Here is a 23,780-nt window from a genome sequence, read left to right as displayed (position 1 = left end):
TCGTCGTTGTCCTCAACGCGCGGCAAGGATGTCCCAGGCGGGCGCGATGCCCCGGCGCACATCCGCATAGGCGGTGAAAAGGCGTGTCATACGTTCGGATGCTTCTGCATCAGGCTGTTCGGCCGCGCCCAGCTCGGGTGTCACCCAATCGGCGATGCAGTCGTCCATGGTGCTGTAGGCGCCGATGGCGACAGCTGCCATCATCGAGGCGCCGGCGGCTCCGGCTTCTTCGCGCGTGCTGACGCGCACGGGCGCTCCAAGGGCGGCGCCGAGCGTGCGTCGAAGGGAGGCTGACCGGGCTGCTCCGCCGCTCACGCGCAACTCGGAGGGCAGGCCCCCCATGGCGGCATAGCAGTCGCGCGTTGCCATTCCGAGGCCCTCGACCACGGCGCGAACGAGATCGGGATAGCGATGGCGACTGGAAAGGCCGGTGAAATTGGCACGCGCGCGTGCGTTGACAAATGGCCCGCGTTCCCCGGCTTCCGAAATATAGGGATGATAGAGAATGTTGCCCGGCCTGCTTGCCGTAAACCATTGGTCGACGCGGGCGATCATCTCGTCCAGCCCGACGTTGACGCCGAACTCGCCCAGCATGCCGACGCCCACCTGCAGCAACCAGTCGAGGTTGATCGTCGCGCCCATATTGGTCTGGACCTGGGTGACGATGCCCGGAATCGGAAGGGCGATCACGTATCCGGTGCGTTCGGCATTCAGAACGACGTCTTCTACAGCCTTGGCCAGCAGGTGAACGCCGGTCGAGCCGATGGCGGAGCAGGCGGCGTTGCGGCCCTCGCTGCGTACGCCGGCCCCCAGCGCTGTCATGCACATATCGACATAGCCGAGGCAGACAGGCGTGCCGGCCCTGAGACCGGATGACGCCGCCGCGGCCGCCGTCAGCTTGTGCGATGTCTGCGTGCCGTCGATGACCTCGGGCAGCAGGTTGCGCCGATGCGTGAGGCCAAGGGCGGCCAAAACATCCGTATCGTACTGGCGTGTTCGGAAATTACCGAAGGTGAAGCTGACCTCGGACGGGTCCGTCGCGCGCACGCCCGTCAGGTTGAGATAGAGCCAGTCCTTGCAGTGCATGGCCGTTTCCGCCCCGGCGAGGAGCTCGGGATAATAACGGTCCATATGGGCCAGTTGCGTGCCCTGCTGGCAGGTGTTGAGGCCCGTTCCCGTCGCAGCGAATCGCGCCCTATCCTCGTCGGTAGCGGCAAGGCGCTCGACGGTGGAGGCAGCACGGGCATCGAGCCAGAGCCAAGCATCGCCAGCCGGGCGATTTCCGGCGCCGACGAGCCAGGTGCCGTCGCCCTGTGCTGTGACAGCGATGGCAGCGGTACGTTCGGCAAGACGATCGATCTTTTCCGCCAGTCCGAGCAGTGCGCGTGTGCAGTCGTGCCAGGTCTGGTCCAGGGATTGCGTGACGGACCCGTCGTCGCCCGTTTTGTAGCTGTTGCGCACCGAGGCGCTGGCAATCTGGCGGCCGTTCAGGCTGAAGGCCACCGCCTTCATGACCGACGTGCCGGCATCGATGCCGATGATCAGATCATGCGACTCAGTCATGTCGCGCACCCACGCCACGCGAAGCGGTGGCCGCCGCGTTGCCTGATCCGAAACAGGGCATTCAATCCTCCCGACAAGTCTTTCCGGAAGTGCGTGCTTTTTCGTGTTCGGCGGTGACGCCAAAAGGAAATGAACGCAGATATTCCGTACCTCGCGATGGAAGATAACACAAAGTTATCGCATGTCTCGGAAAAATTTTCGGCCTGTGGAGTTTTTTTCAAGGTAAGCCCAGGTTGTGGTGCTTGTTGCGTCGACGCAATTTTTGAGGTCCCAGCATCGTGTGCCAGATTGTGATTGTGTTCTCATACGTTGTCGAAAAGTGCCCTGTATTCACACGGCTTGCGAGGTTAATTGAGTAAAATCAGCATTATATCGGGTTTCTCTATGCTTCCAAGGCGACGATTTCACTCTGTCTGGCTTGTTTCTGTCGGGGCGGGAATTCTGACGTTTCGACGAGGGCAGTCATCGCGAATGAATGTGGATTGCCGCAAAAAGCCCGATTGACAGCCTGTGTTAACTTAACATATGTGTTGGGACATATAACGTGCACATACCGCAGATGCGAAGATGTGTGCAATGCAGCGCGAAGCAGGTGAGGAGATCTGGCCAGCGCGGTTCATGGGAGGACGTCGTGACATCTTCTGATCTCCAGATGCCCGTAAACGGTCGCCGCATGAGCGATGCGCCGTTCCTGTCGTCGCCGTCCTCGCTGACAACCTCCTCGTTCTATCTCAAGGCCAACGGACATGACTGAAGCCACGCTCTCGAAATCGCCGCAGCCGGCGCGGTCCTATCGCTGGTTTGGCATTGCCGCCGCCATCGTGCTCGTCGGCGCCATGGCCTTCGACACGAAGATCGTGACGATCGGCTCGGACGCTGATGTCCAGGTGCAGAAGTTCTCACCGGTCGCCTTCGGCGCCGAGCAGTTCCCGCTCATCACGCAGAATGTGGAAGAGCGCGCCGTCGATGCGGTCGAGCTGTCGCAGGCCATTGCGGCCGACAGGAAGGCCGCCGGTGAAAAGTATGGCGTCGCTACGTCCGTCGGGCCGGTCTTTCCTGTGAAATTCACTGGCGTGCTCGGCGAGCGCAAGGCAAACTACAATGTCGTTGCGGTCGAGGGCCTGCCCGCTGAGCTGACCGTGCGCGTCCAGACCGGGCCGGCACTGAACGGCACGGACCTGCGCGACGCGACGGGCAAGATCGAGTTCGGCCAGTTCAAGAACCAGATCGAATATCAGGATGCCGGTTCTGCCATCAACAACGAGGTCAAGAAGGTCGTCCTCGGGGATCTCGATCCTGCGACGATCGAGGGCAAGACCGTAACTGTCATCGGCGTCTTCAAGCTGGTCAACCCGAAGAGCTGGATCGTCACGCCCGTGAGGTTCGACGTCCAATGAGCGAAGTTGCCGACATCGGCCAGAAGGGTGAAGTCGTCCTTGCTGCACGCAACGTGGCGAAATCCTACGGCAATATCCACGCTCTCAAGGGTGTGAACTTCGACATTCGCCGCGGCGAAGTGACGACGCTGTTCGGCGAGAACGGCGCCGGAAAGTCGACGCTGATGAAAATCCTGTCCGGCGTGGTACAGCCCACGTCCGGCGAAATCATACTCGATGGGGAGCCTGTCGCCTTCGCGTCATCCTCCCAAGCACGCGACCGCGGCATCTCCATCATCCATCAGGAGCTCAGCCTCGCTCCCAACATGAACGTCCGCGATAACATTTTCATGGGTCGCGAAATCATGACGGCGACGGGCGTGGACTTCGCAGAAGAAGAGCGCCAGACGCGCCTCCTGATGGAAGAGCTCGAAGAGGATATCGATCCTCTGACCCCGGTAGAGGAATTGCGCCTCGGTCAGCAGCAGATCGTCGAGATCGCCCGCGCGCTGTCCGTCAATTCGCGCATTCTCATCATGGACGAGCCGACTTCGGCGCTCAGTGCGTCCGAGGTGGAGGTGCTGTTCAAGGTCATCCGCGATCTGACCGCCCGCGGCGTCTCCATCGTCTACATTTCGCACCACCTCGAGGAGGCGCTGCAGATCACAAACCACGCGGTGGTTCTTCGCGACGGCGCCATGACCGCCTATGCCGGGCGGGAAGACATTGATCTGGAATGGATCGTGCGCCACATGGTCGGTGAAAATTTCGATCTTGGCTCGCCGCCAACAGGTTATGAGATGGGCGGCGTCGCGCTTTCCATCGAAGGTCTGACGGTTCCCGATCCTGGCGGTGCCGGCTATTCGGTCGTCGACGACCTGTCGCTGTCGGTGCGCGAGGGCGAGATCGTCTGCATCTATGGCCTCATGGGGGCAGGGCGCACGGAATTGCTGGAAACGGCCGCAGGACGTCTCTTGCCAACCGCCGGAAAGGTGCTTTTGAAGGGTAGGGACGTAACAGGCCAGTCGATTGCGCAGTGCATTCGCGACGGTCTCGTGCTCGTGCCGGAAGATCGCCAGCGCGACGGTCTGGTGCAGACCATGACTGTCGGGCGAAACCTCTCGCTTGCCAGCATCGGCTCCTTCACCCGCGGTCTCTTCACGTCCGCCGGCAAAGAGCTTGATCTTGTCGGCAACGCGATCCGCAAAGTGCACATCAAGACGGACGGAGGCGATGCCGCAATTGGTTCGCTCTCGGGCGGCAACCAGCAGAAGGTGGTTATCGGCAAGATGCTGGCGACCAACCCTGAGGTCATCCTGCTCGACGAGCCCAGCCGCGGCATCGATATCGGCGCCAAGGCGGAAGTGTTCAAGCTGCTGGCCGAGCGCGCAAGGCAGGGACTTGCCGTTGTCTACACGACCTCCGAGGTCGGCGAGTGCCTCAGCATTGCGCACCGTGTCATCGTCATGCGGCGTGGCCGCATCTCCGCAGAATTCGGTCCCGATGCGACCAAGGAACAGATCATGGCCGCCTCCGGCGAAGCCGTGCATGCCCATTAGGAGCGCTGAAGCATGTCAGTCACACCTGCAATAGACACGAAGGCGGCGACAAGCGGCGGCAAGCGCAAGAAAAGCCTTGTCGAACTGCTGTTCGAAGGCCGCGCTTTCTTCGCGTTGATCGCCATCGTGGTCGTCTTCTCGCTGATGTCGCCGAACTATTTCACGATCAACAATTTCCTGATCATGGCGTCGCACGTGGCGATCTTCGGGTTGCTGGCCATCGGCATGCTGCTCGTCATCCTCAATGGCGGTATCGACCTGTCCGTGGGTTCGACGCTCGGGCTTGCCGGCGTTGTTGCGGGCTTCCTGATGCAGGGCGTGACGCTGCCGCAGATCGGAGTGATCCTTTATCCGTCTGTCTGGGTCGTCGTGGTTCTGACATGCCTGCTCGGTGCGGTCGTCGGCGCGGTCAACGGCGTACTCATCGCCTATCTGCGTGTCCCGGCGTTCGTCGCCACGCTCGGCGTGCTCTACGTCGCCCGCGGTATCGCTCTCTTGATGACCAACGGGCTAACCTACAACAATCTTGGCGGTCGTCCGGAGCTTGGCAATACCGGCTTCGACTGGCTCGGCTTCAACCGCCTGGCCGGCGTTCCAATCGGTGTGATTGTGCTGCTGGTCTTCGCCGTCGTCTGCCACATTATCCTGACGCGCACCGCCTTCGGCCGCTGGCTCTATGCTTCCGGCGGTAATGAGCGCGCAGCAGAACTGTCGGGCGTGCCGGTCAAGCGCGTCAAGATCAGTGTCTATGTGCTTTCCGGCATCTGCGCTGCCGTGGCCGGCCTCGTCCTGTCCTCGCAGCTGACATCCGCAGGCCCGACTGCCGGCACCACCTACGAACTGACGGCCATTGCGGCCGTGGTCATCGGTGGCGCGGCGCTGACGGGCGGCCGCGGCACGGTCATCGGCACGATGCTGGGCGCCTTCGTGATCGGGTTCCTGTCGGACGGCCTCGTGATTATCGGCGTCTCCGCATACTGGCAGACGGTTTTCACCGGCGCCGTTATCGTCACCGCCGTTCTTCTGAACAGCGTCAAATACGGCCGTCGCTGAAACGCGACGGCTGACTGGAACTGACCGCGGCCGGACGAGGCGGACCATCGAGGAGCCGGCAGCGGAAAGTATTGCCGAAAATCGGCGTCAACAGACTCAACAAAGGGAGTGAGACTATGTTCAAAAAAGGTATGCGTATCCTCTTCGCAGCAACTGCCGTCGTGCCGCTGCTGTTCAGCTCGGCCTGGGCCGAAGGCCTCATCACCGTCATCGTCAACGATCCGTCCAACCCGTACTGGTTCACGGAAGGCGAAGTTGCCAAGAATACGGCTGAAGGCCTGGGCTACACGGCCAATGTCGGCGCACACAAGGGCGACACGAACACTGAAAGCAACCTGATCGACACCGCGATCACCAACAAGTCGGTTGCGATCATCCTCGACCCGGCCAACGCCGACGGTTCTGTCGGCGCGGTCAAGAAGGCCGTTGCTGCCGGTATCCCGGTCATTCTCGTCAACGCTGAGATCAACCAGGAAGGCCTTGCCAAGGCTCAGCTCGTCTCGAACAACGCCCAGGGTGCCGCTCTCGGTGCGCAGCAGTGGGTCGAGTCGGTCGGCGAGACGGGCAAGTATGTCGAACTGTTCGGCGCGCCTTCGGACAACAACGCCGCAACGCGCTCCAACGGTTACGAAACCGTCCTGACGCAGTACCCGGACCTCGAGAAGGTCGGCCGCGAAGTGGCTGACTGGGACCGCACGAAGGGCCACGCCAAGATGCAGTCCCTGCTTCAGGCAAACCCGGACATCATCGGCGTGATCAGCGGTAACGACGAAATGGCCCTTGGCGCCATCGCGGCCCTGAAGGAAGCCGGCAAGCTCGACCAGGTCAAGGTCGGCGGTTTCGACGGTTCGCCTGACGCTGTTGCCGCGATCAAGGCCGGTGAACTGCAGTACACCGTTCTCCAGCCGGTTGCCGTCTTCTCGGAAGCAGCCGTCAAGCAGGCCGACAACGTCATCAAGACGGGCTCGACCGGCGTTGAAACCGAAAAGCAGCTCTTCGATTGCCTGCTGATCACCAAGGACAACGTCGACAAGTACACCGCTCCGTTCGTTCTGAGCGAGTAATCAAGACTGGGAGCGCCTTTCGGGGCGCTCCCACCCGGATCCAGGGCACCGCCCGGTCAGCTTGGCATTCTCCTTGCCGCCCGATACGAGATACGACAGCTCTCACCTCGAAGCATGGCAGGATTTCCCGTGAACAAGAAAGTCGATGTCAAGGATTTGCTTTCGGAGGAACTGCCGAGCGACAGCCGGCAGGCCCGGCAGATCGCGCGACGCCAGATGATTGCCGAGGCGGTAATTGCCGAAGGCTCACTGCGCATCGAGGATCTGACCGAACGTTTTGGCATCAGCCTGATGACCGCCCACCGCGATGTCGATGAACTCGTCAGCCGCGGGCTGTTTCGCAAGACGCGTGGCATCGTTTCCGCAGCGCCCACCAGCCTGATCGAATCCTCCGACGCTTATCGCGCGACGAAGCAGGCCAAGGAGAAGAAGGCCATCGCGAAGGCAGCGATGCAGTTCGTCGAGCCGGGGCAGGCCATCTTCATGGACGATGCGACAACCGTCCACGAGATGACGCGTTTCCTGCCGGCCAAGGTGCCTCTGACGGTCATCACCAATTCGCTCGTCCTCATCACCGAGCTGAAGGAGGTGAAGGACATCAACCTCATCTGTCTCGGGGGGCAGTTCTACCATTGGTGCAATGCCTTCATGGGGCACATCACCACCAACGAAATCCGCCGGCTGCGCGCCGATACCGTGTTCATGTCGCTGTCGGCCATCGTCGACGACGTGGTCTATCACCAGTCGCCCGAGACGGTAGAGACGAAACGCGCGATGTTCGAATGCGCATCTAGGCGCGTACTTCTGGCTGATCACACCAAGTTCGAGCGGCGCGCGCTGCATCACTTCGCGACGCTGCAGGAATTCGACGCCGTGATCGTCGATGAGGATATTCCGGTCTCCCATCTGTCGCGCCTGCGCTCGAAGGGGATCAACGTGATAGTGGCGGACGGAGAGCGGTCCGGCTGAAGGGTTCGCTATTGCGGACCGACTGATGCCTGGCGCCGTTTCTCCTACGCTTGAGAATGGAGAATATGATGCCCTGCATTCTGGGTATAGACAGCGGCCTGACCGTAACGAAGGCTGTAATTTTCGATACGGATGGAACGGTCCTTTCCACCGCCCGCCGGCGCGTTCCACAGCTCATCCCCGCTCCGCAGCATGTTGAGCGCGATATGGATTGCCTCTGGGAGGCAACGGCCGATGCGATCCGCGAGGCGGTTGCCGCCTGCGGCCGGCCGGCTTCCGACATCGTCGCCATCGCGGCCACGGCGCATGGCGACGGCATCTACCTGCTTGATAAGGAGACGCGGCCGCTCGGCAATGCCATCGTGTCGCTGGACACGCGCGCCGATGCGATTGCGGATGCCTGGAACAGCACCGAGATCGGCGAACGATCGCTTGCCCTGACCGGCCAGAAGCCACACGCTTCCGCGCCTTCCGCCATCCTGAGGTGGATACGCGACAACGAGCCTGAGCGCTACGCGCGGATTGCGCATTTCATCGCCGCGAAAGACTGGCTGCGCTTCTGCCTCTGCGGCACGATCGGCACGGACCGCACGGAGGCGAGCACCTCCTTCACCGACGTTCGCACCCAGGACTACACTGACGACGCATTGCGCCTGTTCGGACTGGACGGGCTCGTCGGCCGGCAGCCACCGATCGCAGGCTCTACCGAGGTCGTCGGCGGCGTGACTGCGGCCACCGCGCGCCTCACGGGCCTCGTCGAGGGCACGCTCGTCATGGCCGGTCTCCACGACGTCACCGCCTCCGCGCTCGGCATGGGTGGGTACGGCGAGGGTGTCGTCGCCGTCATTGCCGGCACCTACTCGATCAATGAGACGGTGTCGCGTGCGCCGAAGGTCGATGCGCGCTGGTTCTGCCGCAACGGCATCCTTCCCGGTGAATGGAACAGCATGTCGATCTCACCGGCCTCGACTGCCAATTACGACTGGTTCATCGATCAGTTCTGCGCTGGCGACGCGAAGGCGGCGGAAGCTGCCGGCCAGAGCATTCACACCATCCTCGGCAAGGAATTCGAGGCGGCGCGTGGGCGCCCGTCGAGCGTTTTCTTCCATCCCTATCTTTTTGGCTCACCCTTCGGAGGGGCCTCGAGCGCCGGGTTTTATGGCCTTAATGCCTGGCACGATCGTGGCGATCTGGTGCGCTCGGTCCTGGAAGGCATCGCGTTCAACCACCGCGTCCATGTCGAAGCCTTGCGCGACGGCTTTGAACCGAGTTCTGCACGATTGACGGGCGGCGTTTCGCGCAATCCGGCCATGGCCGGTCTCTTCGCCGACATTCTCGGTATGCCGGTGACGGCGACGCGCACCGAGGAGGCTGCGGCCTGGGGCGCGGCGCTCTGCGCCGGTGCGGGTGCGGGGCTTTTCGCCTCTCCGACGGACGATCCCCGCGATTTGGCGTCGATCGAAACGATCTATCAGCCGGACCCTGACAGGCAGAAAGCCTATGACGAGAAGTACCGGGTCTTTCTCGATCTCGCCGAGGCGATGAAGCCGCTCTGGCCGACGCTGCGGCGTCTCGGCGGCGCGGTACAGTAACAGGACATACCCATCATGACGGACATGGCAGCCGATGCGGTCGAAACATTCGACGTCATCATTCTCGGTGCGGGCATCAACGGGGCAGGGCTCTTTCGCGACCTCTGCCTCCAGGGACTGAAGTGCCTCATTGTCGAAAAGTCGGATTTCGGCGCCGGCACCAGCGCAGCGCCCTCGCGCCTCATCCACGGTGGCATCAAGTATCTGGAGACCGGCGAGCTTGGCCTCGTCGCGCAGTCGACGCTGGAGCGCAACCTGCTTCTGCGCAACGCGCCGCATTGCGTGGAGCCCCTGCCGACCTTTATCCCGTCCTTCTCGCTCATGAAGGGGGCTTTTGCCGCGTTGCGCACGCTTCTCGGCTCCACCACCGCGCCGCGCAGCCGTGGTGCTGTGCTCATCAAGATCGGCCTTGCGCTTTATGACCTCTACGGCGCGCGCCATCGCGTAATGCCGAAGCACCAGTTCTTCTTCCGCCGCAAGGCGCTTCAGGAAATGCCCGCGCTGACGCCGCGCATCGTTGCCGGCGGCATCTATTATGATGCCAAGATAAGCCGGCCCGAGCGGCTCGTCTGGGAACTGGTGCGCGATGGTCTCGACGCCAGCACGGGGTCCGGCGCGATGAATGGCGCCACGCTGGTTGGCCAACGGGACGGTTTGATCACGCTGCGCGACGCAGACGGAGTCGAACGGCTGGTTCGCGCCGGGACGGTGGTGAACGCCGCCGGCCCGTGGATCGATCACGTCAATGAAACGCTAGGCATATCGGGCAAGCTCATCGGAGGTACCAAGGGCTCGCATATCCTGCTGCAGCACCCGGAACTGGTGAAGAGCCTGAAGGGCCGGATGATCTATTTCGAGGCCGACGACGGGCGTATCTGCCTCGTCTACGATTTTCTCGGGCTCGCCCTGGTCGGCTCGACGGATATCAAGGCCGATAATCCTGATACCGTGCGCTGCGAGGAAGACGAGATCGACTACTTCATCGCCAGCCTGCGCTCGCTCCTGCCGAAGCTCGATTTCAGTCGCGACCAGATTGTCTATGCATATAGTGGCATCCGCCCGCTTCCGGCGTCAGACGCCAGCAATCCGGGCCTGATCAGCCGCGACCATTCTGCACCGGTCGCAGAGCCGGCCAAGGGACGACCGTTCCCGGTCATCTCGCTGGTCGGCGGCAAATGGACGACGTTCCGTGGATTTGCCGAAGAAGTCGCCGACACGATCCTTTCGCGCATCGGTCGTAGCCGCATCGTCAGCACGCAGATGCTGCCGATCGGCGGCGGACGAGATTTTCCGACGGACGACGCGGCACGCAAGGCGTGGATTGCCCGGCGTGCGGCGGAGAGTGGCCTTCCGGCGTCTCGGATAGAGGGACTGCTTGCGCGTTACGGCACGACCGCCGACGCTGTGTTGGCGCATATCCGTAAGGTGGGCGACCAGCCGCTCGCTCACGCCGAGGGTTATGGCCAAGGTGAAATCGACTGGGTCGTGCGTAATGAGATGGTCGGCCATCTCGCCGATATCGTCATGCGGCGCACGACGCTTGCCATCGAAGGCAAGCTGACGGCAGCGGGGCTCGATGAGATCGCACGCGTTGCGGCGACGGCTCTCGGCTGGAACGATGACAAATTGGCCGCTGAACTGGCTTCCGTGACCGCGCATCTCACAACGTTCAACCGCGTCAGCCTCTAAGCCGCGCGATTGTCCCCAGATCAAACCTGACCGCAATGGAGAGGATCCGTTGTGACAGCGTACGCCGGAGGACCCGGCGTACCCGGTCTACGAGCAAGGCGCTCAGGAGGCGGATGTGAGCTTGACGTTGCCGCCGTGGCCACCGCCGCCGAAGACCTGATGGTGTCCGAACGAGGCACGCAATTGGTTGCGCGGCCCGGGCAGGCCGAGTTCCGGGAAGAGCAGTTCTGAGACGCGGTAGGCCTCTTCGAGATGCGGATAACCCGAGGCGATGACCGTATCGATGCCGAGGTCCTGATACTCACGCAGGCGCGCGGCAACCGTCTTCGGCGAGCCGACCAGCGCGGTGCCCGCGCCGGACCGCACAAGCCCGATGCCGGCCCACAGGTTGGGCGAGACTTCAAGCTTGTCGCGGCGGCCGTTGTGAAGGGCGACCATGCGCGCCTGGCCGACCGAATCCGAATTCTTGGTCAGCACGTCCTGTGCCGCTGCAATCGCCTCGTCGGAAAGATGGGAGATCAGCCTGTCGGCAGCCTCCCACGCCTCGTCGTCCGTCTCGCGGACGATGAAATGCAGCCGGATGCCGAACGAGGCATCGCGGCCCTTGGCAGCGGCGGCCTTTCGGGCGTGCGCGATCTTTTCGGCCACCTGCGCCGGCGGCTCGCCCCACGTGAGGTACTTGTCGACGAGGCCGCCGGCGAAGTCTATTGCAGCGTCCGAGGAGCCGCCGAAATAGATCGGCGGGCGCGGTTGCTGCACCGGAGGAAGGCCAAGCTGGGCGTCGATTGCCTTGATATACTTGCCGTCGAGGTTGGACTTGCCGGTTTCGATCAGTTCGTTGAAGACCTTGAAGAATTCGGCTGCGTGATCGTAGCGCTCGTCATGCGGCAGGAAGATGCCATCGCCGGCCAGTTCCTGCGCGCTGCCGCCCACGACGATGTTGAGCAGCAAGCGGCCGTTCGACACGCGGTCAAGCGTCGAGGCGAGCCGGGCATAATAGGCTGGGGTTGCCGTGCCGGGACGGATGGCGACGAGAAATTTCAGTTTTTCCGTGCGTGCGGCGAGATCCGCGGCAAGCACAAAGGACTCTTCGCAGGCCGCCCCGACCGGGATGAGCACGCCCGAATAACCCAGCCGATCAACGGCAACGGCGATCTCGCGGAAGTAGCCTGGATCCGAAGGGCGGCTCAGCTTGTCAGAGCCCAAATAGGAACCGTCACCGGATGACGGGATAAACCACAGGAAATCAAGGGGAGTGGCTGTCTTGGTCACGAAATGTCTCCTGCGGTGCGCATGGCGTCGTCTGGTGATGCGCCTGCGGAAACAGGCGTTTCCCCGAGAATAATAAATTCTATAGTTTCCATAAGGAATTTAATTCTCTTGTGACGAGGCCCGGTGGATTTTTATCGCGATCCGCGAATGTGCGGAAACGCGTTCGGTGTCTGCCAAAGTTTTTGAGCCGGCATGCGGCGCTTCAACAAGACTTGGCTGACACCATATTCATTCCAGCGTTCAGCGCGGGGCCTGGGGCTCTGCCTCACGGCGGAGGAAATCGATGCCCTCTTGCCTTGGTGAGGACGAGAATGCGCGGGCGGGGGCGCCGCGCAAAACAATATTCCCACCTTACCACCAGAAATAATCTATAAAATCTATAAACAATAGACGTTTCGATTAAGCTGGTGCCATCAACAGTCGAGGGGACCAATGATGAGCCAGCAATCCGAATCCACGTTATCAAAGGGCTTTTCGCGTCGCAGCCTGATCAAGGCAGCAGGGGTGACAGCGGCAGCCGCCACGGCCGGCGTCGTCGGCGCCCGTTCGACGCGCTATGCGATCGCCGGCAATCCGATTCCGATCAAGCTGGAGTGGACGGAAGTGGCGGCCTGCCATTCGCCTGTCGGCTTCGGTCTTTCCAAGGGCATCTATGCCAAGCACGGTCTCGATGTGGAGCTGTTTTATCAGGGCGCGAGCGGCCAGACCCTGATCCAGGCGCTCGCCACCCGCAAGGCGGAAGCCGGGCCGGGCCTGCTGTACGACTGGCTGAAGCCCATCGAGCAGGGTTTCGACGTGCGGCTCTTTGCCGGCTCGCATGGCGGTTGCCAGAGCGTGCTCGTCAAGCCGGACTCCGACATCAAGACGCTGACGGACCTCAAGGGTAAGACGATCGGCACCTTCGATGTGATGTCGCCTTCGCGCGTCGCCTTTTCCGTCGCGCTCGCCAAAGCTGGCCTCGATCCCGAAACAGACGTTACTTGGAAGGTCTTCCCGTTCGATCTGGTGGCGGAGGGCGTGCTGAAGGGCGAGGCGGATGCCGTTGCGCATATGGATCCCTGGGCCTATTCCTATGAAAAGCAACACGGCTTCCGCCGCGTCGCGGACACGCAGACCGGCACCTTCACGGACCGCGTCTGCTGCGTGCTCGGCGTCAATGGCGATTATTACGAAGCCAACAAGGATGCCATCAAGCGCGTTGCCGCTGCCAATCTGGAAATCCACCAGTACACGGCGAAACACCCTGACGAGGTTGCCAGATGGTATTTCGATACGCTGAAGCCGGGCCTTCCGCTGGAGGACCTGACGGAAGTCCTCTCGTCCTTCACCTACCACGACCACTGGTTCGGCAAGGAGCTGCTGAAGGAGGTTAAGATCGGTTACGAGGATCTCAAGCTGACCGGCGTCATCGATGCGTCGACGGACCCGGACGAGATCGCAAACCGCATCACCATAGACATCTTCGCGTGATGCCATGAGCGCTGCGATAGAGGGTACATTCGGCGGAGCAGGGCGGCGATCCCTCGCTTTGCCCGTCACCGGCCTCTGGCGAAACGGCCTGTTGGCAGCCGGAACATGGCTGCTCGCCTCTGCCGTGACCTACGGCTTGCCCGATGTCATCACCTGGGGTGCAACGGAGCTGTTCGCAATCGTGACGCTTCTCGGCGCAGCCTTCTTTCTTGTGCTGTCGGTGACGGTGCACCGGCTCGGCGGCCTGGGACGTACCCTTGTGCACTATGGGCCCTGGTTCATCGTCCTCGGCCTATGGCTTGCGATTTGGGAAGTGCTGACTGCAAAGCTCGGCTGGTTGCCCAAACCGTTCTTTTCGCCACCGCAGGGTTTGCTGCATGTCTATGTCACGGATTGGGAGCGGCTGCTGATCTGCGTCGCCTATACCGGGCGGCTCTGGGGTCTCGGCTTCTTTTCGGGCATTCTCGTGGGCTTTGCCGGCGGCGTGGCGCTCGGCTGGTCGAAGCGGTTCGCCTATTGGGGCATGCCGCTTCTCAAACTGATTGGACCCGTTCCGGCAAGTGCCTGGATCCCCTGCACGTTCTTCCTCTTTCCGACCACTTTCCACGCGTCCATCTTCCTCGTGGCGCTGGCATCCGGCATTCCGGTCGCCATCCTCACGGCCGCCGGTGTCGGGCAGGTCAACCGCTCGTTCTATGATGTCGCTCGTACGCTCGGCGCCAGCAATCGCTTCCTCATCTTCAAGGTTGCCATTCCCGCATCGTTGCCGAACGTCTTCGTCGGCGTTTTCATGGGCCTTTACTACTCCTTCGCCGTGCTGGTCGTCGCCGAAATGCTCGGCGCGAAGTTCGGCCTCGGCTGGTATCTCCAGTTCAACACGGCCTATTCGGCCTACGCCAATGTCTATGCCGCCCTCATCATCATGGCGCTGATCTGCGCTGGCCTCGTGCGTCTCCTCTTCGTGGTGCGCGACCGTCTGCTCGGCTGGCAGAAGGGGATTCTCTGATGGCCCTTGCTCCTGCGGAAAACGCTGTCGCCAACAGCATTGCCCTCGACATCGAAGGCGTCACACACCACTACGACCTCGACGGCAGGAATCTTCAGGTTCTCGACGATGTGAGCCTCGTTATCGAGCCAGGGGAATTCGTTGCCCTGCTCGGACCGTCGGGGTGCGGCAAGTCCACGCTTCTGAGGCTTGCCGCCGGGCTGGAGACACCCACCGTGGGGAACGTGCTGGAGGACGGCCTGCCGATCGCCGCGCCCAATCCGGATCGCATCCTCGTCTTTCAGGACGCGACGCTGTTTCCCTGGCGCACGGTACGAGACAATGTCGCCATCGGTCTTGAGGCGCGGGGCCTAATCCGCGAGCGGGAGTACCGTATCGACGAGGTGCTGAAACTAGTGAAGCTCGAGGGCTTTGCCGATGTCTACCCGCATCAGCTGTCCGGCGGCATGGCCCAGCGCGCAGCCCTTGCCCGCGCCCTCGTCAACGACCCCAAGCTGCTGTTGCTCGACGAGCCCTTCGGCAAACTCGACTCGCTGACGCGGCTGAGAATGCAGAACGAGCTTCTCGACCTCTGGAAGAGCGCCGGTTTCACCGCGCTTCTCGTGACGCACGATGTCGAGGAAGCACTGCTTCTCGCCGATCGGGTGATCGTGCTTTCGGACCGTCCGGCGTCCATCGTTGCGGAGGTTCGCGTCGATCGGCCTCATCCGCGTCGTCGCGATGATGCCGGTCTTGTGGCGCTTCGTCGCGAACTGCTTGAAAAGCTTGGGATCTCCCATGACGTCTAGCGCCCGAACCTATCCGATCGTCGCAGCCGCGGGGGGCGCCTTCTCCCTCGTCGCGATCGGTTGGTGGTGGCTGATCTTCAGCAAGGTCGTTGAGGCGGACTACCTGACCGTCCGCCAGGCCGTCACCTGCATTGCCGGGGCGACGGACCTTTGTGCGCTCGCCCAGGCACTCTGCACCGACGATCACCTCTACGGCATCCGGTGGTACGCGCCGGAAGCCTTCTGGGCTGCAGCAAGCCTATTCCTTGCCGGCGCGTTGCTGTCGGCTCGTCCCGCGCGCGCCTGACGCGCCTCATCAAAGGAGAAATGTCATGACGATTCATCAATCCCCAGAGGTCGCCGAGCCGGATATCATCGACGTTCCCGCCGGAAACGCGACCTTCAAGAGCCGTCATCCCGAAACCATCGCGCTCCACGGCGGAAGCTTCCGGTTCGATCCGACGACGGGCGCGGTCGCGGTTCCGATCTACCAGACTTCCTCGTTCCAACTGCCCGGCACCGAAGGGGCGGACAAGCTCTTTGCGCTTGAGGCGCCGGGCCATCTTTATACCCGTGTCTCAAACCCGACGCAGGATGTCTTCGAGCAACGCTTGGCCGAACTGGAGGGCGGTGCGGCTGCGCTGGCGGTTTCCTCGGGACAGGCGGCGTCGGCATTCGCTATCCTCAATCTTGCGCGTGCCGGAGACAATATCGTCAGCGCCGCGGGCCTCTACGGCGGCACCTGGGCGCTGTTTGCCGCTACGCTCAAGAGCTTCGGCATCGAGACGCGCTTCGTCGACGCTGCCGATCCTGAGGCGTTCGAGAAGGCGACGGATGAACGCACACGCGCCTACTACGCCGAATCCCTGCCAAACCCGAAGCTGGAAGTCTTCCCGATTGCCGAAGTCGCTGCAATCGGCCGCCGGCACGGCGTCCCGCTGATTATCGACAACACTGCCGCTCCCTTGATCATCCGGCCGCTGGAGCATGGCGCCGCTGTCGTCGTTTATTCGACAACGAAATATATCGGCGGACACGGCACCTCTATTGGTGGCGCGATCGTCGATAGCGGCAGCTTTCCCTGGACGGAAAACCCAACGCGGCAGCCGAACCTCACGGAGCCCGACGCGAGCTATCAGGGCAAGACCTGGATCGATAAGGCGTCGGTGATCGGCTTCCACCCCTACATCCTGCGTGCCCGTGCCGTGCTGCTGCGCGACATCGGCGCTGCAATCAGCCCGCAGAATGCGTTCCAGTTCATTCAGGGCCTCGAAACCCTGCCGTTGCGTCTGCGCCAGCACAACGAGAATGCGGTGAAGGTCGCCGACTATCTCAAAGGCCATGCCAAGGTCGAGCGCGTCATCTTCCCGAAATTCCAGGATGGAACGGCCCGTGCCCGTGCCGAAAAATACTTCAAGCCCGGCCATTTCGGTGCGCTTATCGGTTTTGAGCTGAAGGGCGGGCGCGAGGCGGGGCGCCGCTTTATCGACGCGCTCCAGCTTTTCTACCACCTCGCCAATATCGGCGATGCCCGCTCGCTGGCGATCCACCCCGCAACGACGACCCATTCGCAACTGTCGCAGGACGATCAGCTCGCGACAGGCGTCACGCCCGGCTATGTGCGCCTGTCCATCGGCCTCGAACATCCCGAAGACCTGATCGCCGATCTCGAACGCGCCATTGCACTGGCCTGATCCGTCCGTTCGATCGGCATGGCCCCGGCGTACCTCCTCCCGCGCCGGGGCTTCCCTTGCTAAAAGGCCGGTTGCGCAAAAAGAAATGCATTTCACCTTTAACCGCATAAAAAAGATAGAATTTCTGTATTTGCGCGGGGCTACCGCTAGTCTCGTGTCAGATCACGGGCGCGGCGGATTTTCCGGCCACGCCAGAACAACGCGGGACCTCCGATATGACGATACACACCAAGCCGGTTCATCTGCCGACGATCGATTTTTCACGGTTCTACGGCGATGCCGCAGAACGCGATGGTTTCATCCGGGAACTGACCGGCATTCTGCATGATCACGGCTTCTTTTACCTCACGGGGCATGGCGTTCCGCAGAGTCTGATCGACGATGTGATCGCGGTTTCGAAGCGATTCTTTGCCCTGCCGGAGGCAGACAAGCTGTCGATCGAGATGGTGAGGTCGCCGCATTTCCGCGGCTACAATCGAGCCGGATACGAGCGGACCCGTGGCGAGCAGGACTGGCGCGAACAGCTCGACATCAACACCGAGGGCGAGGCTGTCGAGGGTGGCGTAGACACCCCCTGGGACCGGCTTCACGGACCCAATCAATGGCCCGAGGCACTGCCGGAGTTGAAGCCGCTTCTCCTGCGCTATCAGGCGGAAGTCACACGCATCGGCATCGACGTGCTGAAGGCGATCGCGCTTTCGCTGGGACAGCCGGAAAATGCCTTCGCCGACATCTACGAGCCGACGCCGTCGCAGCTCCTGAAGATTATCCGCTATCCGGGCCGCGAGGCCGCCGGCAGTGACCAGGGCGTCGGTGCGCACAAAGATGGCGGCTTCGTCACGGTCCTGCTGCAGGATACGACGCCCGGCCTGCGCATCCGCACGGAAGAGGGTGTCTGGATCGAGGCGCCTCCGGTGCCGGGCACCTTCGTTATCAACAGCGGCGAGCTGCTCGAACTGGCGACGAACGGTTTCGTGCGCGCCGACGTGCATGATGTCGTCACGCCGCCGGCCGGTGTGGAGCGCTTCTCGGTCGCCTTCTTCCTCGGCGCGCGTTACGACGCGATCATCCCGGTTATTCCGCTGCCGGAAGAACTGAAGCGCGGCGAGCGCGGCGTCACGGTCGATCCGCTCAATCCCATCTTTCGCGAGGTCGGCGTCAACCACCTGAAAAGCCGTTTGCGCTCGCACCCCGATGTGGCCGAGCGGCACCATGCCGACCTGCTCCATCTTCTGGAGAAGCCCGCGAAAGCATGATGCAGGTCGCGGTTTCCAGCGCCGCCACACGAGCGCCGATACCGCCCTTACTTAGAAAGGAAGATCCATGAGCAGCGTCACCACGCTCGTACAGCCTCCCAAGGCGGCCAATCGCATCGCAAGCGAGGAAGAGGCGCTGTCGATTGCCCGCGCCCTTGCGGCTGAATTCGCCGGAGGTGCCAGTCGGCGTGATTTCGAACGCGCGCTGCCACACGAGGAATTGGACAGGCTTTCCGACTCGGGCCTGCTCGCGATCACGGTTCCAGCCGAATACGGCGGCATCGACGTCTCGAATGCGGTGCTTGCCGAGGTCACGGCGATCCTGTCGGAAGCCGACAGCTCGATCGGGCAGATTCCGCAGAACCATTTCTATATCCTCGAGGCCTTGCGCCATGACGGGAGCGAGGCGCAGAAGCGCTTCTATTTCGGCCGCGCGCTTGCCGGCGACCGTTTCGGCAATGCCCTTTCGGAAGTCGGTACGAAAACGGTCGGGGACTACAACACGCGCATCACGCCTGACGGGGCGGGCTTTCGCATCAATGGGCGGAAGTTCTATTCGACGGGTGTACTGTTCGCCCACTGGGTAACGGTCTTCGCCGTGGACGACCAGGAGCGGCTGACGATGTCCTTCGTGCCGCGCGAGACCGACGGCATCGAGGTCGTCGATGACTGGGACGGTTTCGGTCAACGCACGACGGGAAGCGGTACGACGATCCTGCGCGACGTCTATGTTCCCGCCGATGCCGTCGTACCGCATCAGAAGGGCTTTGAACGGCCGGGTACGATCGGGTCCGTCGGCCAGATCATCCACGCCGGCGTCGATCTGGGCATTGCTCGCGCCGCCTTCAAGGAACTTATCGGCTATGTGCGCGACAAGGCACGTCCCTGGATGGATTCGGGCGTCGAGCGTGCCGCAGATGATCCGCTGACCATTGCACGCATCGGCGATCTGGCGATCCGTATTGAGGCGGCCGAGGCGACGGTGGAGCGGGCCGGGCGGAAGATCGACCAGGCGCAGGTGAGCCTCAACGCGGACAATGCGGTCGCCGCGACGCTTGCTGTCGCCGCTGCCAAGGTGCTGACGACGGAGCTGGTCATCGACGCAACGAACGTGCTTTTCGAGCTTGCCGGCACATCCGCGACGAAGCGCGGCCTCAACCTCGAACGCCATTGGCGCAATGCCCGTACACACACGCTGCATGATCCGGTGCGCTGGAAGTACCACGTCGTGGGCAACTATCATCTCAACGATGTTATTCCGCCGAGAAACGGAGCGCTGTGAAATCAACCTCGTGGTGGGGGTGGTCGCCTGGCCGCAATCTCTGGGGATTGCGGTCTTTTCTATCGACCGAGCCCCCATCGGTGCATCTGGCACCCCGACGGTTCCGTTGAAAAGCGATTTCCATAATTAATCTATATAAAATATGGAATTTCTGTATTTAATGAACCGGAGCATTATTCTCAGCCAGAACTGGAAGCCGCTCGGCATTCCCCACCTCTGGAGACACAAATGGCACGCCACATTCGCTTCAATGCCTTCGACATGAACTGCGTGGGCCACCAGTCACCGGGCCTGTGGGCGCATCCGCGCGACAAGTCCTCGAAGTACAAGGACCTGGACTACTGGCAGGACCTTGCCCGCACGCTGGAGCGCGGCGTCTTCGATGGCATCTTCATCGCCGACGTCGTCGGTTACTACGATGTCTACAAGGGTTCGAATTACCACGCCATCCACCAGGCCGCGCAGATTCCGGTGAACGATCCCCTCCAGCTGGCAGCGCCGATCGCGCTTGCCACGAAGCATCTGGGTATAGGCATCACCGCGTCGACGTCCTTCGAGCACCCCTATACCTTCGCGCGGCGGCTTGCGACGGCGGATCATCACACCAAGGGCCGCGTGGGCTGGAATATCGTCACCTCCTATCTGGAGAGCGGGGCGAAGAATGTGGGGCAGGGCGGTCTTCGCCGGCATGACAACCGCTACGAAGTCGCCGCCGAATATCTCGAAGTGCTCTACAAACTGCTCGAGGGGTCCTGGGAAGAGGGCGCCGTTGTGCGCGATGGCCAAAATCGCATCTTCACCCATCCCGAAAAGGTTCACGAGATCGCTCACAAGGGCAAGTATTTCGAGGTGCCGGGCTACGGTTTGACGGAGCCCTCGCCGCAGCGCACGCCGGTGCTGTATCAGGCCGGTGCGTCCGGCCCCGGCAAGGCTTTCGCCGCCGCGCATGCCGAGTGCATCTTCGTGGCCGCGCCGACCAAGGCCGTGCTCAAGGCCTATGTCGCCGACATTCGCCAGCGGATTGCCGACGCCGGCCGCGATCCGAAGAAGGTCTATATCTACACGCTCGTCACCATCATTACGGACGAAACGGAAGAGAAGGCGCAGAAGAAATTCGAGGACTACCGCGACTACGTGTCCTATGATGGCTCGCTGACCTTCATGTCGGGCTGGAGCGGCATCGATTTCGGGCAGTATGCGCCGACCGACGTGGTGGAGAGGATCGAGACCAACGCCATCCACTCCTTCGTCGAGCACATTGCCGGCGGCGACAAGTCGTGGACCATCGACGAGTTGGCACAGTTCGGCGGCATCGGTGGCATGGGGCCGGTCTTTGTCGGATCGCCGGAGCGCATCGCCGATATCCTGCAGGAATGGGTGGCGGATACCGATGTCGATGGATTCAACATCGCCTATGCCGTCACACCGGACAGTTTCGAGGATGTCGTCAGTCATATCGTGCCAGAACTGCAGAAGCGCGACGCCTATCCCACGGCCTACAAGCCGGGAACGCTGCGGGAGAAGCTCTTCGGGGAGGGGGCATATCTGCCGAAGTCCCACCCGGCGGAGAGCTACAGGGATATCGAGGCGTTGAAACAGCGCGAAGCTGAGGTGATCTCGGCCGTGAAGATCGCGGGGTGAGCATGACCGTGCCTTTCCAGCACAAAGGACCGGCCCGGCCTGTTGTTGCCATCATCGGCGGTGGCTTCACCGGGGCGGCCTTGGCCTATCATCTCGCCGGTCTTGTAGGTGCTGCGGCTGTCCGGATCGTCGTCTACGAGCCGCGTGCCACGCTCGGCGGCGGACTTGCCTATGACACGGCCGTACCGGTCCACCGCATCAATGTGCCGGCGTCGCGCATGTCGCTCATTCCGAGCCAGGGAGAACATTTTCAGGATTGGCTGCTCGAGACAGGCGCGCTCGATGACGATGCGGAAGCGACGACGCCCGATGGGCACGTCTTCGCGCGCCGCTCGACCTTCGGGCGTTACGTTGCAGCCCACCTTCAGCCGCTTCTGGCGGCGGGCGCTGTCGAACATCACAGGGCGCGCGTCGTCGCAATCGAGCCGGCAGGCAAGGCATGGCGGATCGAGGCGGAGGATGGCACCAGCCTCGTGGCCGACCACCTCGTCCTGGCGACAAGCCATCCGGGGCCGCAGGCGCCGGCTGCCATCGAGCGGGCGCTTGCCGGGCACCCTCGTTACGTCGCAGACGCGACGAGGCCATCGGCGCTCGCGGCGATCCGTGCGCACGACCGTGTGCTTATCGTCGGAACGGGGTTGACGGCGGCCGACATCATCGCGGCGCTCGACGCGGCCGGCCATTCCGGCAATATTACCGCCGTTTCCCGGCGCGGGCTGCGCTCGCGCGGCCACAATCTGCTCCCGCAGGAGCCGTTCGGCGAGTTCGTCGATCCGCCGAGCCGCACGGCGCGTGCTCTGTTGCGGCAGGTTCGTCGTACGATCGCAGTCGCCGAGGCGCACGGCGTGACATGGCATGCGGTATTCGATCGGCTGCGGGCGCAGGGTGGTGACATCTGGCGCGCCTTGCCGGTTGCCGAGCGAAGACGGCTGGTGCGCTTTCTGCGGCCCTACTGGGATGTCCACCGCTTCCGCATAGCCCCGCAGGTCGAGGCGGCCATCGAGCAGCGTCTTTCGACCGGTGGTCTCGGCTTTCATGCGGCATCGCTTGTTTCGGTCGTCCGCGAACCGGACGACACGATCGCTGTCACGTTTCGCCCGCGCCGCGGCGGTCTGCCCTTTAAAGGGCGATACAATGCCGTCGTGCTGGCAACAGGGCCGGGGCATGGCAGCATCCTGTCCAGCCAGCCCTTTCTTGCCGGACTTGCCGAGGCCGGCGTTCTGAAGGTCGACAGCGTCGGTCTCGGCATAGCGGTCGATGCCGAAAGCCGCGCGATCGGCGAAGACGGCATGAACGTCGGAGATATCCACGTCGCCGGACCGCTTGCCCGCGGCACGTTCGGGGAACTTATGGGCCTTCCCCAGGTGACGGAGCATGCAGTCTTCGTGGCTGAGCGGGTCGCAGCGGCACTGGCTCGGCCTGCCTCGCAAACGGTCACGGCGGGGGAATGCCGGATCGACTGAGGCGCGACGGCATGCACGTGGCTGCCGTCACAATACCTTCATGAAGCCTTCCTATCTCTAAGCCGCGCCGATGCTGGCCTCCCGGTCCGCACGCGCCTCACTGACCCCGGCGGCGGCCGCTTCCGGGCGCAGCTTCCATTGGCGGATACCGGTCATGTTCAACGATAATCATCTGAACCGCATCAAGGCGGAAATTGCCGACAGCTTCGACGAGGAGCTGGAAATGCAGATCGAGGAGGATCGATTGGACGACCTCATCTCTGAGGGCATGTCCGAGGCGCCTGCGCAGACGCTGGAGCGCCGCATCTATTTCCGCGAGCTGTTTCGCCTTCAGCACGAGCTGGTCAAGCTTCAGGACTGGGTTCAGCACCAGAAGCTCAAGGTGGTCGTGCTGTTTGAAGGCCGTGATTCCGCCGGCAAGGGCGGCGCCATCAAGCGTGTCACCCAGCGGCTTAACCCCCGCGTCTGCCGCGTTGTCGCCCTGCCTGCACCGACCGAGCGCGAGCGCAATCAGTGGTACTTCCAGCGATACGTGCCGCATCTTCCGACGGCCGGCGAAATGGTGCTGTTCGACCGCTCCTGGTATAATCGCGCCGGTGTCGAGCGCGTCATGGGCTTCTGCACGCCCGACGAACTGGAGGAATTCTTCCGGTCGGTGCCGGAATTCGAGCGCATGCTCGTCCGCTCCGGCATTATCCTTATCAAATACTGGTTCTCGATCACCGACGACGAGCAGGAATTCCGCTTCCGCATGCGTATCCATGATCCGCTGAAGCAATGGAAGCTGTCTCCGATGGACCTGGAAAGCCGCGTTCACTGGGAGGACTACACCAAGGCCAAGGAAGAGATGCTGGAACGTACGCACATTCCCGAGGCACCCTGGTGGATCGTCGAGGCCGTCGACAAGAAGAGGGCGCGCCTGAACTGCATTGCCCACCTTCTTGCGCAGGTGCCCTACGAGGATGTGCCGAAGGCCGCTGTCGACTTGCCCGAGCGCGTGCGGCACGACGACTACATCCGCCGCGAGCCGCCGGACGAAATGTACGTTCCCGAGGTTTTCTGAC

Annotated in this window: 20 protein-coding genes; 18 read left to right on the top strand and 2 right to left on the bottom strand. The window is 62.4% G+C overall.

Going from position 1 to position 23,780, the window contains the following annotated elements; genetic code table 11:
- Positions 1–12: 12 nt before the first annotated feature.
- Positions 13–1,563 carry an FGGY-family carbohydrate kinase gene (locus MNR02_RS17905; RefSeq protein WP_241949352.1) on the bottom strand — a complete coding sequence of 517 codons (1,551 nt, stop codon included), beginning with the start codon at positions 1,561–1,563 and terminating at the stop codon, positions 13–15.
- Between the two features lie 631 nt (positions 1,564–2,194).
- On the opposite strand from MNR02_RS17905, the gene MNR02_RS22935 reads away from it, so the two are divergent.
- The 8 genes from MNR02_RS22935 to MNR02_RS17870 all read left to right on the top strand — a co-directional run bounded on the left by MNR02_RS22935 (position 2,195) and on the right by MNR02_RS17870 (position 10,865).
- A complete protein-coding gene (locus MNR02_RS22935; protein WP_256464536.1) occupies positions 2,195–2,317 on the top strand; it encodes a hypothetical protein in 123 nt (40 codons plus the stop codon).
- Positions 2,310–2,960, top strand: coding sequence for a DUF2291 family protein (locus tag MNR02_RS17900; protein WP_241949351.1), 651 nt, complete (start codon positions 2,310–2,312; stop codon positions 2,958–2,960). Before MNR02_RS22935 ends, MNR02_RS17900 begins: the two co-directional genes overlap by 8 nt.
- The gene (locus MNR02_RS17895; protein ID WP_241949350.1) at positions 2,957–4,498 is read left to right on the top strand and encodes a sugar ABC transporter ATP-binding protein; all 1,542 of its coding nucleotides are present in this window, start codon (positions 2,957–2,959) and stop codon (positions 4,496–4,498) included. Before MNR02_RS17900 ends, MNR02_RS17895 begins: the two co-directional genes overlap by 4 nt.
- A 12-nt stretch (positions 4,499–4,510) precedes the next feature.
- A complete protein-coding gene (locus MNR02_RS17890; protein WP_241949349.1) occupies positions 4,511–5,551 on the top strand; it encodes an ABC transporter permease in 1,041 nt (346 codons plus the stop codon).
- 116 nt (positions 5,552–5,667) lie between these two features.
- The gene (locus tag MNR02_RS17885; RefSeq protein WP_241949348.1) at positions 5,668–6,615 is read left to right on the top strand and encodes a D-ribose ABC transporter substrate-binding protein; all 948 of its coding nucleotides are present in this window, start codon (positions 5,668–5,670) and stop codon (positions 6,613–6,615) included.
- Positions 6,616–6,729: 114 nt separating this feature from the next.
- Positions 6,730–7,584: a DeoR/GlpR family DNA-binding transcription regulator gene (locus MNR02_RS17880; protein ID WP_241601298.1), complete on the top strand. Its 855-nt coding sequence runs from the start codon at positions 6,730–6,732 to the stop codon at positions 7,582–7,584.
- 68 nt (positions 7,585–7,652) lie between these two features.
- The gene (locus MNR02_RS17875) at positions 7,653–9,176 is read left to right on the top strand and encodes an FGGY-family carbohydrate kinase (protein WP_241949347.1); all 1,524 of its coding nucleotides are present in this window, start codon (positions 7,653–7,655) and stop codon (positions 9,174–9,176) included.
- A 15-nt stretch (positions 9,177–9,191) separates the two neighbouring features.
- Positions 9,192–10,865, top strand: coding sequence for a glycerol-3-phosphate dehydrogenase/oxidase (locus MNR02_RS17870; protein WP_241949346.1), 1,674 nt, complete (start codon positions 9,192–9,194; stop codon positions 10,863–10,865).
- Positions 10,866–10,967: 102 nt separating this feature from the next.
- Here MNR02_RS17870 and ssuD read toward each other — a convergent pair whose 3' ends face one another.
- Complete coding sequence (gene ssuD / locus MNR02_RS17865; protein WP_241949345.1) at positions 10,968–12,137, bottom strand: FMNH2-dependent alkanesulfonate monooxygenase; 1,170 nt, start codon at positions 12,135–12,137, stop codon at positions 10,968–10,970.
- Positions 12,138–12,572: 435 nt separating this feature from the next.
- Between ssuD and MNR02_RS17860 the strand changes: the two genes are divergently transcribed.
- The 10 genes from MNR02_RS17860 to ppk2 all read left to right on the top strand — a co-directional run bounded on the left by MNR02_RS17860 (position 12,573) and on the right by ppk2 (position 23,779).
- A complete protein-coding gene (locus tag MNR02_RS17860) occupies positions 12,573–13,607 on the top strand; it encodes an ABC transporter substrate-binding protein (protein ID WP_241949344.1) in 1,035 nt (344 codons plus the stop codon).
- A 4-nt stretch (positions 13,608–13,611) separates the two neighbouring features.
- Entirely contained in the window at positions 13,612–14,613 is a 1,002-nt protein-coding gene (locus MNR02_RS17855; protein WP_241949343.1) for an ABC transporter permease, read from the top strand.
- Positions 14,613–15,401 (top strand): ABC transporter ATP-binding protein, encoded by a 789-nt coding sequence (locus MNR02_RS17850; protein WP_241949342.1) that lies wholly within the window; start codon positions 14,613–14,615, stop codon positions 15,399–15,401. Before MNR02_RS17855 ends, MNR02_RS17850 begins: the two co-directional genes overlap by 1 nt.
- The gene (locus MNR02_RS17845; protein WP_241949341.1) at positions 15,391–15,687 is read left to right on the top strand and encodes a hypothetical protein; all 297 of its coding nucleotides are present in this window, start codon (positions 15,391–15,393) and stop codon (positions 15,685–15,687) included. Before MNR02_RS17850 ends, MNR02_RS17845 begins: the two co-directional genes overlap by 11 nt.
- Positions 15,688–15,712: 25 nt before the next feature.
- Positions 15,713–17,074, top strand: coding sequence for an O-acetylhomoserine aminocarboxypropyltransferase/cysteine synthase family protein (locus MNR02_RS17840; RefSeq protein WP_241949340.1), 1,362 nt, complete (start codon positions 15,713–15,715; stop codon positions 17,072–17,074).
- Positions 17,075–17,289: 215 nt separating this feature from the next.
- Entirely contained in the window at positions 17,290–18,330 is a 1,041-nt protein-coding gene (locus MNR02_RS17835; protein WP_241949339.1) for an isopenicillin N synthase family oxygenase, read from the top strand.
- A 67-nt stretch (positions 18,331–18,397) separates the two neighbouring features.
- Positions 18,398–19,612, top strand: coding sequence for an SfnB family sulfur acquisition oxidoreductase (locus MNR02_RS17830; protein ID WP_241949338.1), 1,215 nt, complete (start codon positions 18,398–18,400; stop codon positions 19,610–19,612).
- 228 nt (positions 19,613–19,840) lie between these two features.
- Positions 19,841–21,253, top strand: coding sequence for an LLM class flavin-dependent oxidoreductase (locus MNR02_RS17825; protein WP_241949337.1), 1,413 nt, complete (start codon positions 19,841–19,843; stop codon positions 21,251–21,253).
- A gap of 2 nt (positions 21,254–21,255) precedes the next feature.
- Positions 21,256–22,716, top strand: a complete 1,461-nt coding sequence (locus tag MNR02_RS17820; RefSeq protein ID WP_241949336.1) for an FAD/NAD(P)-binding protein — start codon at positions 21,256–21,258, stop codon at positions 22,714–22,716.
- A gap of 154 nt (positions 22,717–22,870) precedes the next feature.
- The gene (ppk2, locus tag MNR02_RS17815; RefSeq protein ID WP_241601285.1) at positions 22,871–23,779 is read left to right on the top strand and encodes a polyphosphate kinase 2; all 909 of its coding nucleotides are present in this window, start codon (positions 22,871–22,873) and stop codon (positions 23,777–23,779) included.
- Position 23,780 lies beyond the last annotated feature (1 nt).

The organism is Shinella sp. H4-D48 (genome assembly GCF_022637395.1).
GTDB lineage: Bacteria > Pseudomonadota > Alphaproteobacteria > Rhizobiales > Rhizobiaceae > Shinella > Shinella sedimenti.
This window is presented reverse-complemented; position numbering and strand designations above follow the sequence as displayed.